Source organism: Winogradskyella pelagia (genome assembly GCF_017581965.1).
GTDB classification, from domain to species: Bacteria; Bacteroidota; Bacteroidia; order Flavobacteriales; family Flavobacteriaceae; genus Winogradskyella; species Winogradskyella pelagia.
This window is the reverse complement of the sequence record NZ_JAGEVF010000012.1, coordinates 61,290-78,126: the sequence shown is the minus strand read 5'-3', so window position 1 is coordinate 78,126 and position 16,837 is coordinate 61,290. Positions and strand designations below refer to the sequence as shown.

At 36.6% G+C, this 16,837-nt stretch carries 5 protein-coding genes and 1 pseudogene; 4 read left to right on the top strand and 2 right to left on the bottom strand.

All coding sequences use genetic code 11. The annotated features are described in order from the left end of the window. From J4050_RS13700 to J4050_RS13690, 3 genes and pseudogenes are all read left to right on the top strand, one after another. A pseudogene (locus J4050_RS13700) lies at nucleotides 1–1,086 on the top strand (PorP/SprF family type IX secretion system membrane protein); the annotation flags it as partial. A gap of 61 nt (nucleotides 1,087–1,147) precedes the next feature. Then, the gene (locus tag J4050_RS13695; protein ID WP_208155158.1) at nucleotides 1,148–9,556 is read left to right on the top strand and encodes a T9SS type B sorting domain-containing protein; all 8,409 of its coding nucleotides are present in this window, start codon (nucleotides 1,148–1,150) and stop codon (nucleotides 9,554–9,556) included. A gap of 26 nt (nucleotides 9,557–9,582) precedes the next feature. Next, entirely contained in the window at nucleotides 9,583–10,566 is a 984-nt protein-coding gene (locus tag J4050_RS13690) for a PorP/SprF family type IX secretion system membrane protein (protein ID WP_208155164.1), read from the top strand. Between the two features lie 20 nt (nucleotides 10,567–10,586). On the opposite strand, the gene J4050_RS13685 is transcribed toward J4050_RS13690, so the two are convergent. Continuing rightward, entirely contained in the window at nucleotides 10,587–11,156 is a 570-nt protein-coding gene (locus J4050_RS13685) for a DUF4251 domain-containing protein (protein WP_208155157.1), read from the bottom strand. 280 nt (nucleotides 11,157–11,436) lie between these two features. On the opposite strand from J4050_RS13685, the gene J4050_RS13680 reads away from it, so the two are divergent. Further along, nucleotides 11,437–16,377: a DUF8693 domain-containing protein gene (locus tag J4050_RS13680; RefSeq protein WP_208155156.1), complete on the top strand. Its 4,941-nt coding sequence runs from the start codon at nucleotides 11,437–11,439 to the stop codon at nucleotides 16,375–16,377. A 69-nt stretch (nucleotides 16,378–16,446) separates the two neighbouring features. On the opposite strand, the gene J4050_RS13675 is transcribed toward J4050_RS13680, so the two are convergent. Continuing rightward, the gene (locus J4050_RS13675; protein WP_208155155.1) at nucleotides 16,447–16,827 is read right to left on the bottom strand and encodes a hypothetical protein; all 381 of its coding nucleotides are present in this window, start codon (nucleotides 16,825–16,827) and stop codon (nucleotides 16,447–16,449) included. Nucleotides 16,828–16,837 lie beyond the last annotated feature (10 nt).

Sequence of the window (16,837 nt, the reverse complement as noted above, 5' to 3'; positions counted from 1 at the left end):
GAACAAAAAGCGAAGCAAGAAGCCGAAGCTAAAGCTCAGGCGGAAGCGCAACGTTTAGCTGAACAAAAAGCGAAGCAAGAAGCCGAAGCTAAAGCAGCGGCGCAAACACAAAGACCTAACCCTAAAACGATAGTAGAAGCAGAAATACTCTCCGAACAAATAAACAAAAAGGAAAATGACTCTATAGAAATAGTAGAAATCATTAAAAATTCAACCGATGAGCGAACTCAGCTTATGCTAGATATGACCGAGAACGCAAAGTCCTCTTCTAAAGAGCAAAGTAATCTGTTAAGGGAATTAGACAGTATGGTATTGATAAAGGATGCAGATCTAAAAGCATTAAAAGAAGAAAATGACCTTTCTGAAAAAGGTATTGCCGTTAAGCCAAGACCTTTTAAGAGTATTACTGCAGAGAACAACAGGTTAAATAATATCAAAGCTGATTTAGATGCTTTAATAAAATCTAGAGATGATAAGATCAAAGAATTAGAGGATCTATATGAAGAAACTATTATTGGTGATACCATAACTAATGATGTGGTTATGCTCTATTATAAAAAAGAAATTAAACGTCTTAAGTCTGAACAGCTTAAAGCTCTAGAAACAAAATCTCGACTTGACAGTCAACTTGAAACCATCCGCGTTGCGACAGAATTTGAAAGAAGAAGACGAATCAAACGCGCGGCTTTTGATAATGAAGATGAACGATACCAGCAAGATAGAGCCACCTTAAAACGCATTAAGGAGACTACTATCCTATCTAATGGGAATTTAAATAGTGACGACTTTGATTTTGGGGAAGATCAAGGAAAAAACATTAAAATACTTAAAAATATTAATAATACAGATGATGGATACTATTTGATTCTTGCCGTACATAGCAACGTAGAAAAGCGCGATGAATTCTTACGTAAAATTGTTGCTCAAGGCAATAAGAACATAGATTTCTTCTATGATGTAAATACATCAAAGTATTATATATATAGTAAAAAACACAATACCATAACCGAAGCAACAAAGGCATTAGAATCTAAAGGTAGCCTCCCTTATAATTCTAAAATGTCTATTGTAAAAATTGAAAATTAATAGTTAAGCACGTCTACATCTGTTCGCCCTTAAATAGATATTAGACACAAATTTGGAAACCATGAAAAGACCTACTAACCAGAAATCATTAGATTTTATACTAGATTTCATATCAACATGTTACAGTGTCTTATGTAAACAAAAAAATGATATAGCATTTCGATTTGCAAATCGACACCGAACGGTATTTATTACTTTGGCAATAATTATATTAGGAAGCACTACAGAGGTTTTTGCCCAACTTCCTGTGCCATTTACACCAAGGCTCGACGGCGGAAGCATTAAAGTAAAAGGCGATATTGTTTTTATAGGCAATAGTATTGTTACTGGTGCTGGTTTGCCGCAGCCATATAATGGTAACGCAATAAACAACAATCAAGAAGGTGTTTATATCAATGTAGAAAGCGGTGGTGATCCAGATATATTTAGTTCAAGTAGCGCCCAATTAGTTACAGACAATTCATGTAAACGCATTTTATATGCCGGATTGTATTGGGCTTCTGTATATCCGCTAGAAGAGGCCAACAATCCTTCTGTTCAATTTCAAGGTACTCCAAGACTTGAAGATTGGAACGAAATTAAATTCAGACTGCCCACTGGAGGCTATATTGATTTAGTTGCAGACAATGACGCAGATCCAGTAGGAGAAGAGGATGATATTATATTCGATGGTTACGAATATTACGGTCCTGGTGTAGAAAATTCATTTAAAGACTCACCGATAATTTGCTATAAAAACGTTACTAACCTGCTTCAAGGCTTAACCGAAGCAGATGGAGAGTATGCTGTGGCTAATTTAAGAGCAACACGAGGCAGACGATTGGGAGGTTGTTCTGCCGGATGGACTTTAGTAGTTATCTATGAAAGCCCGATTTTACCAAGCAAATATATAACGCTTTTTGATGGTTATGCTGGCGTACAAGGTGGGGCAGAATTAGATATCCCAGTTTCTGGATACCAAACATTGCCTGCTCCCTACCCTGTTAATGCCAATATCGGTGTTGCTGCACTTGAAGGAGATATAGGTATCACAGGTGATTCATTTCAATACAAGGCAAGTACTAACCCTAATTTTACTGTAATTTCAGATGCTATAAATCAAGCAAATAACTTCTTTAATTCTTCAATTACCAGAAACGGCGTTCATAATATAGACAGAAACCCTCCAAGTTTAAATACGCTTGGTATGGATATTAATAATGTTGACATTCCTAATCCTGGAAATGTTGTTATACCAAACGATGCAACAGCTGGTGATTTAAAACTTACAACAAACGGTGATGGCTATGGTGCTTTTGCAGCCTCGTTTTCGGTAGAAATTATTGAACCAGATATTGTTTTAACCAAAATTGTTGAAGATGAGTTCGGCAACAATATTGGTGGACAAGTTGTAGATTTAGGTCAAGAATTGACTTATGTCATAGGCTTTCAAAATACAGGCAACGATGATGCTATTAATTTTACCATCAGGGATGTATTACCCATTAATACTATTTTAGATTACCCGACAGGATTAACCTTACCATCAGGAGTCACTGTACAGAGCTATGATCCGGTTACAAGAGAACTCGTTTTTGAGATTGATGATTCTCTTGTTGAAGAATTTGACCCTGCTTATGAAATTAGAATCCAAGTTACCGTTGTTGAAAGCTGCCAACAATTGGTAGATGTTTGTTCTGACCTTATTCAAAATCAAGCCTTTGCCACCTATAGCAGTGAGACTAATCCTTCATTTATTATTACTGACGATCCAAGCTACAGTAATAATACAGGATGTTTACTCTCGCCACAGACTACAAATTTCCTGGCAGATTTAGATGATTGTATTTTTCAAGAAACTGTTACACTTTGTGGCAACACTGTAGATATAACTGCCGCAGATGGTTATGACTCTTATATATGGTCAACAAGTCCAACTTTTACACCTGTAATTGGAACAACACAAACCATCACCGTTGATGCTTCAGGAACATACTATGTTCGCAATATAGCCGCTGCACCTTGTCAATCTATAGATCAAATTTTTGAAGTGCAATTATTTGGTAATAATATAACCAATCCAGTAATACCATATGCAGATGAGGTAGTTACTTGTCCTAATGACGGAAAATTATTACCTAACATCTTCTTATGTGGTGCAAATGATTTCAGATTTATTCAAACTAATATCTCAGATTCGTCTTCAATTATCTGGGAGCAATTAGACGAATCAAGTTGTCCTGATGTTGCTGACCCAGATTGTGCTAATGAGGATGCTACCTGTACGTGGAATCAAGTTCAGACTGGTCCTGACTTTCTTGCGGATACTGCTGGACAATACCGCATAACCATTAATTATGAAGGTGGCTGTTTTGTTCAATTCTATTTTAATGTTTATGAAAATCTTCTTGAGCCAACTGTAACATCTACAGATATCATTTGTACCACTCCTGGAAGCATTACCGTCAATAATGTGCCGTCTGGCTACGAATACAGTTTAGATAATATTAATTTCCAGACCAGTAATGTGTTTTCAGTAAACACACCAGGCTTCTATACCGTTTATATCAGACAAATTGGTGTAGATACTAATCCATGTGTATTTACGGTGCCAGATGTTCAAATAAGAGCAAGAGATTTCAACGTGACTTCAACCATCGTACAGCCGTTCTGTAATGGTGGATTTGGTAATATTCAACTTGCAGCTAATGATGCAGACCCACAATATTTTTTCACATTAACCAGTGGCGGCAATCCCGTAAATAGTGTTGGCCCTACTATGGATAACAATTACACTTTTGAAAATTTAAATCCAGGCACCTATACAGCTACAGTTGAAACTGAGGATGGATGTTTATATACTGAAGATATAACTATAGTTGAGCCACCTCTTCTTACGGTTACAGCTGCTGTTACATCTCCGCTTAATTGTACTGATGGAGAAATCACTATTTATCCAGAAGGAGGAACACCACCTTATTTCTATTTTGTAAATAGTACTGTTGATTTTCAAACTGTTCCTGAGTTTACAATTACCGCACCAGGCACTTATAATATTTTAGTAATCGACAGTAATAATTGTGAAGCCACAACTACTGTTGAGGTTGGAACCATTCCAGAACCAGATTTCACAATTAACACCGCTGATATTCTATGTGGTAACGCTGGTGACACAGGGTCAATTAGTATTAATGTTACAAATCCTAATGGAAATAGCCTAGCCTACAGTATAGATGGTGGCACAACTTTTGTCGCTTCATCTGTTTTCACTGGTCTTAGCGCAGGCGATTATGATGTAGTTATAGAGTATACATCTGGTGCATCGGTTTGTAATACGCTTGTACAATCTGTTACTATAATTGCTACCCCTGAAATAACCGGTCTTGCTGAACTTAGTGCTCCTTTCTCCTGTACATCTACGGGTACGATTTCTGTTACTGGTGTAACGGGAGGGACACCTCCTTATCAATACAGTCTTGATGGTGTCAACTTTCAGCCTAGCAATACATTTAATGGCTTAAGCGACGGAACATATTCAGTTACTATTCTAGATGCTAGCAATTGTTTCTTCGCCACAAATGAGATTATTATAAATCCATTAAATCCAATTACAGACATGGACTTTAGCAGTACAGCTGTTACTTGTCCAAACAATACAGCAAATATTACTATAACTAACGTTATTGGTGGCACAGGCAATTTAGAATACCAAATTATAGCCCCTACCTCCTTAGCTACGCCTTATCAGGCTTCTAATGTTTTCAATAATCTCAGTCCTAATACCTATACATTTCAAGTTCGTGATGAAAATGATTGTGTTTATAGCGAATCCTATACTATAAGCCCAATTCCAAATCCCGCAGTAAACGTAGTTTTAACAGAAGGTTTGGATTGTACGGCAACTCCAGATGCCATTTTTACAGGTAACTTATCAGGCACTCCACCATTTACATATGCTGTTTCTTTTAATGGTGGCGCATTTACGGATTTGGGTAGTACCGCTACGACATTTACGTATAATACATCACAAGAAGGAACCTATCAATTTGAAATTACAGATGGTAATGGTTGTACGGCAATTTCATCAGAGATTTTAGTCAATCCCGTTGAACCTCCCATTATTCAGTCTATTGCATCAGCTCAAGATATTTTATGTCACGGCGATGCGACGGGAGCTTTGGATATCTCCATAGACAATTCTTCTGGTACGCCTCCTTTTACGGTTAATGTATTTAATTCTACGACAAGTACAGACTACGGAACGCAAACTGGTGGCCTGCCAGCAGGAGATTACCTAATTACAGTAACTGACGCTAATGCTTGTACAGCATCACAAGCCATTAGTATCGCCGAGCCAAATCCTATAGTATTAAATTACAGTACTGTAGATATTACATGTACCGCAAGTGGTGTTTCACAAGGTTCAATTATTGTTGACAGTGTTACAGGTGGTACAGCGCCCTATAACTACTTTGTAACTGGCACCAATGGATATGCCAACTCAGAGTTCAATGCAACAGGTACAACATCTGTAAGTTTTGATGTTGTTGACTTTGGACTTTATCAAATAAATATTGTAGATGCCAATGGTTGTTCTGTTTTACAGCAGGATGTTTTAGTCGCTTCACCCCCAACTGATTTAGATATAAATATTGCGACTTCTGTAGATTGCACAATGGGTGGACAAGCCGTTGTGAGTGTAGGTTCATCTTTGAGTAGTACAGGACCTTTCTTTTTTAGTATTTATCAGGGTCCTATCTCAGTTTATCCCAACCCTCCGGGATCTTGGATTCCAGAAGATACTGCAGGAAGTCAATCGGCAACATTTTATGGTTTAACACCAGGAGTGAGTTATACATTTATTGTATTTGACCAATCTACAAACTGTAGTTATTATGAACCTGCTACTGCACCAATACCGACCAATTCAACACTTTCTGTAACAGCACTCGCTTCTAATAATATTAGCTGTACAGGCAGTGCAGACGGTAACGTTTCCTTCGATATTAATAGTATTTACGGGAGCTCCGTTAATATTAGTTATGAAGTTTTCGATTCGTTGTCCCAAGTTTCATCAGGTATTAGTGGTACTGGTTCTGTGCCGGCCAATGGAACCTTGAGCATATCCAACTTAGGCCCGCTTCCTTTTGGAAATTACTATGTTTTAATTTCTGAAACTTCTGGCCCAAATGCTGGGTGTGGAGTTGTAAGTGTACCTTTTAATATTACAGAATCTCAATTTCCATTAGACTTAACGGTATTAATAAATAACAATGCGAATTGTAACCCAAATTCAGGGCAGATTAGTGCAGTGGCACAAAATGGAACACCTCCTTATCTCTACCAAGTGACTACTACAGCAACTGTACCTACAGAAACAGATCCAAACTGGGCTTCTAACAGCGTATTTAATTTAGATGGTGGCAATTATTATGTTCATACCATTGATGCCTACGGTTGTATTGTTACAGAATTAGTAGCTTTACCTGAAGACCCATCGCCAACAATATCTGCAGTGGTGACTGACCCTTGTACCATAACTGATGGTAACTACTCAATTGACGTGACTTTAGATACTCCTGGAATAGCTCCATACAGCTACAGTATCAATGGCGGTGCTTTCCAGACCATTAGTGCACCGTTCTCAATTGACAATCTTTTCTCAGGTAATCATACGGTTGAAATTCAGGATGCTAATGGCTGTGGTAATGCCATATCAATCGATATACTGCCACCATTAGATATTATACCAACACTAGTTACGGAAGCTTCGTGTAATAATGATGATGGTGTAATTAGTATTAATACTTCTGGTGGATCAGGAGATTTCGCTTATAGTATTATACCTACAGCTCCATCAATAAGCATAGTTTCTAATTCTATAAGTGGTATTCCTTCAGGAAACTACACAATTACGGTTTTGGACAATATTACTGGTTGTTCCGAAGATGTGACAGTTGTAATTCCAGAGGCGATTGCTCCAACGCTATCCGTTTCGCCAACTATTTTAAGCTGTTTTGGCGATAACTCAGGAACTTTTGACTTAACCATTAGTGACTATTCAGGTAATTACACGTATGAAGTATTTAACAATTCAGGAGTCTCTGTAACAGGACTTGTAAATGCTAATACATCGACAAATCCAGTGTCAATTGCGGGACTCGAAGCCGGATTGTATGATGTTGTAGTTACACAAACTGATGCACCTTTTTGTGATGTTTCAACCGACGTAATTATAGTTTCACCCCCTGAACCATTAACAATCTCAGCTTCAGAAACGTCTAATGTCACCTGTTCTAATTCTGAAGGCACCATTACGGCAATAGCAAATGGAGGTTGGGGCTCTTATGAATATGAATTGACAGGAAATATAACAATACCGTATTCTTCTAATAATGTGTTTGAAGGTTTATCAGCCGGTAATTATACTTTAAATTTGAGAGACGCTGAAGGTTGTATTGCTTCCACTTCAATCACATTAGAAGAGCCACTACCAATTGATGCTTTATTTAATCCGAGCACAACAGTTTTAGACTGTTTTGGTGATCAGAATGCTTCAATTACTGTTACTAATGTTACAGGAGGCCAAGGATTGAATTATACTTATACGCTAAATACAGTAAGTCCCGTTGTAAGTAGCTCAGGTCCACAAACATCCAATATTTTCAATAATCTTGGGCAAGGGACTTATAACATTACGATTACTGATGGATTTGGATGCTCATTTACATCTTTAGATATAGTTATAAATGAGCCTTCACCAATTGAATCTAATTTAATAGCTTCAAGCAATCCAAGCTGTACTGTGCAAGCTTCATTGACCTTAAGTACCACAGGAGGCACAGGGCCTTATACCTACGCTAGCGACAGTTCATTTAGCACGATACTTGGTACATTCGCAAACTCCACAAGTTTCGATGTTGGACCTGGAACATATAGTTATTATGTAAGAGATAATAACGGTTGCATAACAACAGTATCAAATGAAATTACTGTTGAAGAAATTCCTGATTTAATTATAAATTTAGATTCTGTTAATCCAACCATAAACTGCGCCGGAGATAATACAGGCTCGATTATTGCGAGTGCGCAAGGAGGATTAGGGTCTTATGTTTACACCTTACAAGACGGCTTGGGGAACACTCTAACAGCTGCACAAAACTCGCCAGGAATTTTTACAGAACTAACAGTAGGTGATTACATTGTAGTTGTAGAAAGTGCAGATTGTACCACAACATCTTCACCAATTAGTATTACAGAACCAAGTGCCCCATTAGATGCATCCATAGCTATTAGTGATGTAACCTGCACAGGTACCGAAGATGGATTTGCTGAAATAACCGCGTCTGGAGGAACAGGTATTATAAAATACGCCATTTCACCACAACTTAATCAATTCTTTGAAAGTAACCTTTTTGAGAATCTTGCTCCCGGTGATTATCAGGCGATTGCCCAAGATGAATTGGGTTGCTTTATCACATTTGATTTTACCATAACAGAACCAGAACCTGTGATACTAAGTATTGTGCAAAATTCTATTTTCCCTGAATTATGTGATGGAGATGCTAATGGAGAATTTAGTATAGATATTTCTGGAGGAAATATGCCTTATAGTGTAAGCTTGGATAACTATGATGGCCCCTACACTACTGGAAATACAACACAAACAGAATTTGACTTTACTAATCTTCCTGGAGGCGATCACATTGTGTACATAAGAGATGCCGAAGGCTGTGAATCTCAATGGAATATAACATTCCCTGAGTCGGTTAGTATTAATCCACTTCTTGAACTAGAATATACTTGTGAAAACAACTCGCAAGGAAATATTGTCACAGTTATAATAGATGATACAACAATGGATGTATCGGAATTAGATTATGCTCTAGATGGTGGCCCCTTCCAAGTGAGCAACGTATTTAACAATGTTGCTGTGGGTACCGATCATTATATCGAGGTAAGACATAGTAACGGTTGTATACAGACTACTGAATTGTTTGATATAGAACCGTATATACCTCTTTCGCTAACTCTTACTGAAGATGGTCTAAACACCTTTACCGCGAGTACAACTGGTGGTTATGGTGATTACACCTATGCTTTGAACGGTGAAGACTATGGTGACGAAAACACCTTTATAATCGCAGAGTCTGGCCTTTATGAAGTATTAGTTACCGATAGTAGTGGCTGTACGGCTATCGCCACTATTGAAATGGAATTCATAGAAATCTGTATTCCTAATTGGTTTACGCCAAATGGCGATGGTCAATACGACACTTGGGCTCCGGGATGTACGGAAAATTATCCTAATCTCACCTTCGATATTTTCGATAGATATGGACGAATGGTGGCTACATATAGAGTGGGCCAAGTTTGGGACGGGAGATATAACGGCACCGAATTGCCAACAGGAGATTATTGGTTTGTAGTAAAAACCAATGATTCTAATATAGATAAGGAATTTGTTGGACACTTTACACTTTACAGATAATTAGTGTAATACAAATGAAAGTAATGATGAAAAAACTCACGATATACCTAATTATTCTTTTAACAGCTAATGCTTTTGGGCAAGAACTAAATCTACCTGTTTTTACGCAATACCTTGCCGATAATGATTTTGTGGTTTCGCCAACGTACGCTGGAATTGGGGATAATTTAAAAATAAGGGCAAACGGACTGACCCAATGGGTAGGTATCAAAAATGCTCCAGATAATCAATCGATATATGCAGATTTTCGTATTTCAAATCGCTCTGGTTTAGGTGTCTCTGCTTACAACGACAAAAATGGAAACACACGACAGAAAGGAATTAAATTCTCGTTTGCCCATCACTTAACCTTAGACTACAAAACCAAACAATTTTTATCATTCGGAATTTCCTATAATATAAATAGCTTTAGAATTGATGTTGAAAATTTCAATACTACTTACGAAATCCCAATTCTAGACCCAAGCATTAATGGAGACAGAGCTATTTCTAATAATAATTTTGATGCTGGTATTCTTTATAGATACGGTGGCTTTTTTCTTAGTTTAAATGCCAATAACCTTATTGAAAAAGACACTGATCCATTCACTGGATTAGAACCTAGTCGATTATTAAATTATCAATTATACTCTGGTATTGTTATTGGTAGCAAAACCAATAAAAGTGTAGAATTTGAACCTTCTGTATTCTTTCAATTGTTTAATAGCGATAGACGATCAAGTACAGATGTTAATTTTAAATTCAGGAAATTACAACGCAATGGTGATTATTATTGGATTGGTGGCTCATATAGATTCTTAAACGACCAATTTTTTGACCCACTAAATATAGGACCAATGGCAGGGATACAAAAAGGTAAGATTTACTTTGCTTACTCCTACCAATTAACCGTTAACGAGTTGGCAGGATATAACTCTGGTACGCATATGATTACAATTGGATTAGACTTCCTTCAAGGGATAAGTAATTGTGCTTGTACAAAGGGATCTAGCAGAAGTTATTACAGATAAAAGTATTAATGCTTCAATTGTTATTTTCGCAGTTGGAGATCTTCTAAATTGTTATAAAATTTCACTTTGCCTCGATATGTAATTTGATTTCTGCGAACGGCATTTATAATAAGATTTGCAGATTTACTAGGAAAAATATCAAGCTCAATATTATAAGAATCCTTGCCTGACTCTATTTTATAAGTAACAACAAGTTTTTTGTTTTTGTGATTTTTAATATTTAAATCTCGAATTGTACTCGAAAAAATGATGTTGCTATTATTACCAAAATCATAGTTGGCAACTCTTACTTCACCGAAATACGGTAACTCCGCGGCTGAAGAATCCTTTCTAATTTTTAAATAATAGCCCTTATCTAACATAATTCTAGACGGACTGTCACCTCTGCTACTTAATAGGGCATTGTTCACCTTCATTACATCTGTAGTTAACAGCGGCAAAGCCGACTCAGCACTGAATTCAATTAATCTTAGGTTCATCAATTGTTCTAATTGCTCTAAACTCATCTTGTCAACACGCTCCTTTGAACTACTGCAGGAAAAGAGTGAAATAGAACATAAAACTACAATCTGAAATATCTTCTTAGCCATATTATAAATTTAATCATTCTTGTTAGATAATTGATTTAAAAATCTGTTAATTATGCTTTTAGAAAAAAAGGATAATCACTCACATTTCAATTGACTTTATTGATGAAATTTTAAGGTTTTTATTAAATAATAATCATTGATTTTAGAGAATTTAAGAAGCTAACAGTCTATTAGTAGGGTTTAACAACCTTCATCGTTTTTTGCGTGTTTTTATCGGAATTTTTAGGACGGATTGCGCCTTTATGATACATTTAATCAGCTATTAATCAGTATATACAAAATGAAAATCGTTATTTCCAAAAAACCTATTGGAAGTTTTTACACCTTTTTAAAACCCAAATCGAAAAAGATTAGAGTTTCTATTATTGTTCTTGCTTCCCTTGTTCTATTCAGTGCAATCCCTTATTTTGTTGGTCCAGGACTCCTTACAGCTAAGGCTATAGACCCTTATGCAAATACTGTTTTTCCTGCAGATCCTAATTTTGGAGAGCCATATCGTATTGCTTTTCCAAATTTGTTTTTTACAACACCTATAACCTTTAATACTGTACCAAATCAAAACAGAATTGTCGTTGGACAATTAAATGGTGAAATTTTTTGGTTTGAAAATAATGAAACAACCACAGCAAAAAATTCTTTACTTGATTTATCTGCTGAGGTAGGCATAGTATCTGACGGTGGTTTTTTAGGTTTAACTATTCACCCCAATTTCAATGCAGGGACTAACCCAAAGAATTTTTTCTACGTTTATTATGCTACAAAAAATGCCCAAGGCCAAGATTTACCAGGCTTTGGACAATATACTGGGCAAAGCTGTGATTGGGGTTTAAATGAGCATCAGGGTAACTTTCTAATTCTAGAACGTTTTGAAGTTGATCCAACTAATTTAACATTTATTAATGGTTCTAGAACAATTCTCCTTAAGAACAGGTTATACGGCACAACTCATTATGGTGGTGGACTTGGTTTTGGAGATGATGGGTTCCTGTATCTAACTACAGGCGATATGGCTGCATGGCAAACATCACAAGATATAAGTAGTAATTTAAAAGGAGGTGTGCTGCGATTAGATGTGGATAAAGACCCTTCTAAAAGCCATCCACCAACAAGAAAAAAACCAGGTGATGCTGGGGAGTTTGATGAAATCACTGGATTGGAATATTGGATTCCAAATGACAATCCATTTTTAAGTCCAGATGGCTCCAATTTCGAAGAATATTACAGTATTGGTCTAAGAAACCCTTTCAGAATGACTAAAGATAGCGCCACAGGCACTTTCTATATCGGAGACGTAGGCCTTAACACTCATGAAGAAGTTAATGTGCTTCAATCAGGTTCTAACTATGGTTGGCCAGAATTTGAAGGCCTAATACCAGGCCCAAGATGCTATGGTGGTAATTTATATGATGGAATGCCTCATACAGAGCCATTAGTTGCCTTTGCACCAAACGAATTTAATTCTATTACTGGAGGTTATGTATATCGTGGTGATGACATTCCTGAACTAAAAGGAAAATATCTTTGTTCTGACTACGGAGACGGTGAAGAGATTTTCTCAGTTGATATTGAAACTGGCGAGTATGAACAAATTGGAACATTTCAACCTCAAGATATTATTGCTTTTGGTGAAGATTACGATAAAGAGTTGTTCCTGCTTAGGTTAAATCTTAATTATAACACATATTCATTTGAGCCAACAAATCTATACAAACTCATACAAAATCAGGTGGATTACAGTGCTGTACCTCAAACACTATCTGAAACCGGTGTATTTTCCAATATGTCTTCGCTAGAAGTCAATGATGGATTTATACCTTATGAGTTGTACGAGTCGTTTTGGTCAGACGGTGCTTTAAAACGCCGATGGATAGCTATCCCTAATGATGGTACTCACGACTCAGCGGGAGAGCGTATTGACTATTCAGAAGATGGTGATTGGGATTTTCCTCCGGGAACTGTAATCGTAAAACATTTCGACCTTCAAATTGATGATGATGACCCTTCTATAACCAGGAAAATAGAAACTCGGTTTTCTATTGTAGACCAAAATGGAGAGATGTATTTCTTAACCTATAACTGGAATGAAGACCAAACCGACGCTGTATTGCAAACCTCTGCTTTAATTGAGCCTGTAGAAATTGCAACAATCAATGATGACACAAGGATACAAGAGTGGTATTTCCCATCAAACTCAGATTGTTTAACCTGTCATAATTCTGCAAATAAAGGAGGTCTTGGATTACGATCGCGATACTTAAATACAGACTACACTTATGACGAAACTGGCCTTACCGGTAATCAATTGGTTACCTTAAGTCATTTAGGAATCATTCAAGAAAATATAACGGACGCAGACACACCAAATATTTTATCCAATAAAGCCTTAGGCGACCCTAATGCCACTCTAGATGAAAAAGCAAGGTCTTATTTTGATTTAAATTGTGCCTATTGCCATAGATCAGACAATAATAATAGAGCAAATTTTGATTTGAGGTTATTTAAATCCATAAGTGAAACAGGTTTGTTAACTGCTGGAATATTAAGTCCTTTAGGCATTGCTACAGATGAAGAAATTGTATATCAAGGTGATGCATCAAAATCTATTTTATTCCATAGAATGGAAAGCGTAGATCCAGCGATTATGATGCCGCCTTTGGCAAAGTCTATTGTGGACCAGCCTGCTGTGGATTTAATTGAAGACTGGATAAATCAGCTTGACGTTTGTTTGATTACAGATATTACTTTAGGTGTGCAGAGCAATTGTGAACCTTTAACCAATACCTACACGCAAGAATTAACTGTATCATATACAAGGCCACCAGCAAGTGGTACTCTAGTAGTTAATGGTGAAGCCTTTGAAATTACCGGAAGTCCCCAAACAATTACCTTGAGTAACTTAGACCCAGACGGCACTTCGGTTGATTTAAACGCTTACTTTTCTAATAATACAGAATGTATCTACACAGCAGATAGCTTTTTTACAGCGCCAGTGAGTTGTGGATTAACTGGGACGCCTAATAATCTGCCAGACGATATGATTAATCTTGGACTAACTACTGATGCTGCTTTAAGCGGTAGTGTAACCCAATCCAACGGACGTGGAAATCCAATTGATATTTTATACGATCCAGTAATTGACAATTATGCTGTTGTTACGACATTTAACGAATACGGAGTCCCTTCAGGCTTTAATTTGGGCACTATTTCTATTGATGAAGCTTTTTTCTGGAAGGTTAAATGGGATGAACCAAAATATGTGAATTACATCACTTTTGGAGGTGTTTACAGCAATCAACCACAGCCCAATTCTATGTGGCGAATTAGTTATTTTAAGGATGCTATTTGGATTACACTTGATGAAGGACAAGGTGGATGGATTGATGCTGGTATTTTTGAATGGGGAGGACCAGACCAAATCCCTATTATTGCCGAAGAAATTATGGTACAAGTTTATAGTGATGGCAGCAACGATGTAAGAAAAATTCATCTAAGAGGTCGAGGTGGTCTATCTAGCTATCCTGTCGATGACACTGCAACAACGCCTAAAGCCACTCTTATACAATATGTACCGTTAGACAATTCTTGTGGATTAAATATTGCTAACGATGCTTATCTGTACTGCAATGAATCTTGGAAAAATGGCGATGAACCAACAAATACAACTGAGACAAAAGATGTATATGTAGGTAATGGAACCTATATAATTGCCGAAGACGAAGCCATTGAAGTTAACAATCTCGAGGTATCCGTCGGTGCTAAAGTGATTATTGAGCAAGGAGGAAGCATAAAAGTTCATGGTAACCTGGTTAATAATGGTGTGGTAGAATTATTGTCGACTTCAACTAAATTTTCGAGTTTAATAGTTGATGGTTCAAGTGCTGGTACTATAAATTACAAACGCCACATTAATGCTTTTAATTCTAACGACTTGGTATCTTCGCCTCTTGTTGGAAACACCTTTGGTAATTTAGCGATTACAAACCCAAATATTTTTGAAAATCCTAATGACACTAACCAAAAGTTGTTTGGGCCGTTCAACGAGGTTTCCGGTGAGTATGAAACCTATTCCATGTCAACCGACCTCAACGAACCTATTGTCATGGGTAAAGGCTACAGAACAGCAAGAGATGCTTCTGAAGATGTTATTAATGGTACTACTTTTACGTTTACAGGTTTAGTTGAAACAGCTGATGTAATCATGCCTATCACTACCTCAGAGTCTTCACTTGATGGTTGGAATCTTATTGGAAATCCATATGCATCATATATAAGTTTTGATGATTTCTTTACTTTAAACGAAAACGAATTAGAGAATAGTGCTTCTCGCGCCGTTTATGGATATAATGGAAGTAGCTCCGGAAGTAAATGGGAGATTTTAAATGCGCTTTCTACGGAACGTTTAATAGCTCCTGGTCAAGGCTTCTTTGTTAAGTCTAAACCTGGTGGAGCATCCATAACTTTTACTCCAAGTATGAGGAGAACAGGAAATGTTGACGATTTTGTTCTTGGCAGAAATAGTCAATCTGCTCACTTTGGTTATCTCAGACTCGAAGCCAACGCACAAACCCAAACTTTTAATACTGAATTTTTCTTTAATAGTAATGCCTCTAGTGGATTAGATCCTGGATATGACGCCTCTTTATTTGGTGGGTCGGCTCCTCCCTATTCTATTTATTCGCATTTGGTTGAAAATGATACAGGCATGCCGTTTGCCATTCAGGCACTTGGTGCTAATGACATGAACAGCATCACCATTCCATTGGGTCTTAATGCCAGCCAAGGTCAGACTATCACTATTTCAATAGCACAGAGTGATTTACCTCAATCAGTAAATGTTTATTTAGAAGATATGGATTATAACACATTAACTTTATTAAACAATAACGATTATTCATTTACGGCAGCTGATGATTTATCAGGTCAAGGACGCTTCTATTTAAGATTTGAGTCTAGTGCATTGAATCTGAGTGATAATCCTTTTGACAAATTAGCTATTATAGCTAATAATGAAAATCAAACTATTGATATTATAGGTGAATTAATGAGTAAAACAGATGCAAATCTGTATGATTTACATGGTAGGTTAGTAAAAATACATTCGCTTAATATTAATAATACCATTAGTTCTATTGATGTTTCTTCTTTGAGTCCTGGTATCTATATTGTAGAACTCATTGGATACAGCCAAGAAAAACTTATTAAAAAAGTTATAATCCAATAAATCAAAACGACATAAAAAAAGCCAAATTTAAAAATTTGGCTTTTTTTGATTTAGTTAGTTAGAATAAACTTATAAGACATCTAGAAAATAGTCCATCATTTCCTCTTTGAGGTCATAATGCAACTTAATATAAGTACGCATATCATCCTTTAGAGTTCGTTGCTCATTTTGAAGTCTTCCATCTATATTTTCATTGAAATTGGCATTGTTGATGTTTGCAATTTTATTTCTGCAGCGATGCAATAATTTAGAAATTGCATTCTTTTCAATCATAATACGGTTTTGAAAAACCTCTAATTTAATTAAAACCATTGGGTCTTCATGACGTTGTACGATTTCCTCTAACTTTTCTTGGAATGTATCCATTTCATTTAAATGAAAACGCAACTCACGCTTCCATGTCTCGATATTAAATCGCAAATCACTTAAATATCTAACTTTAGCTTCCATATATACGAGT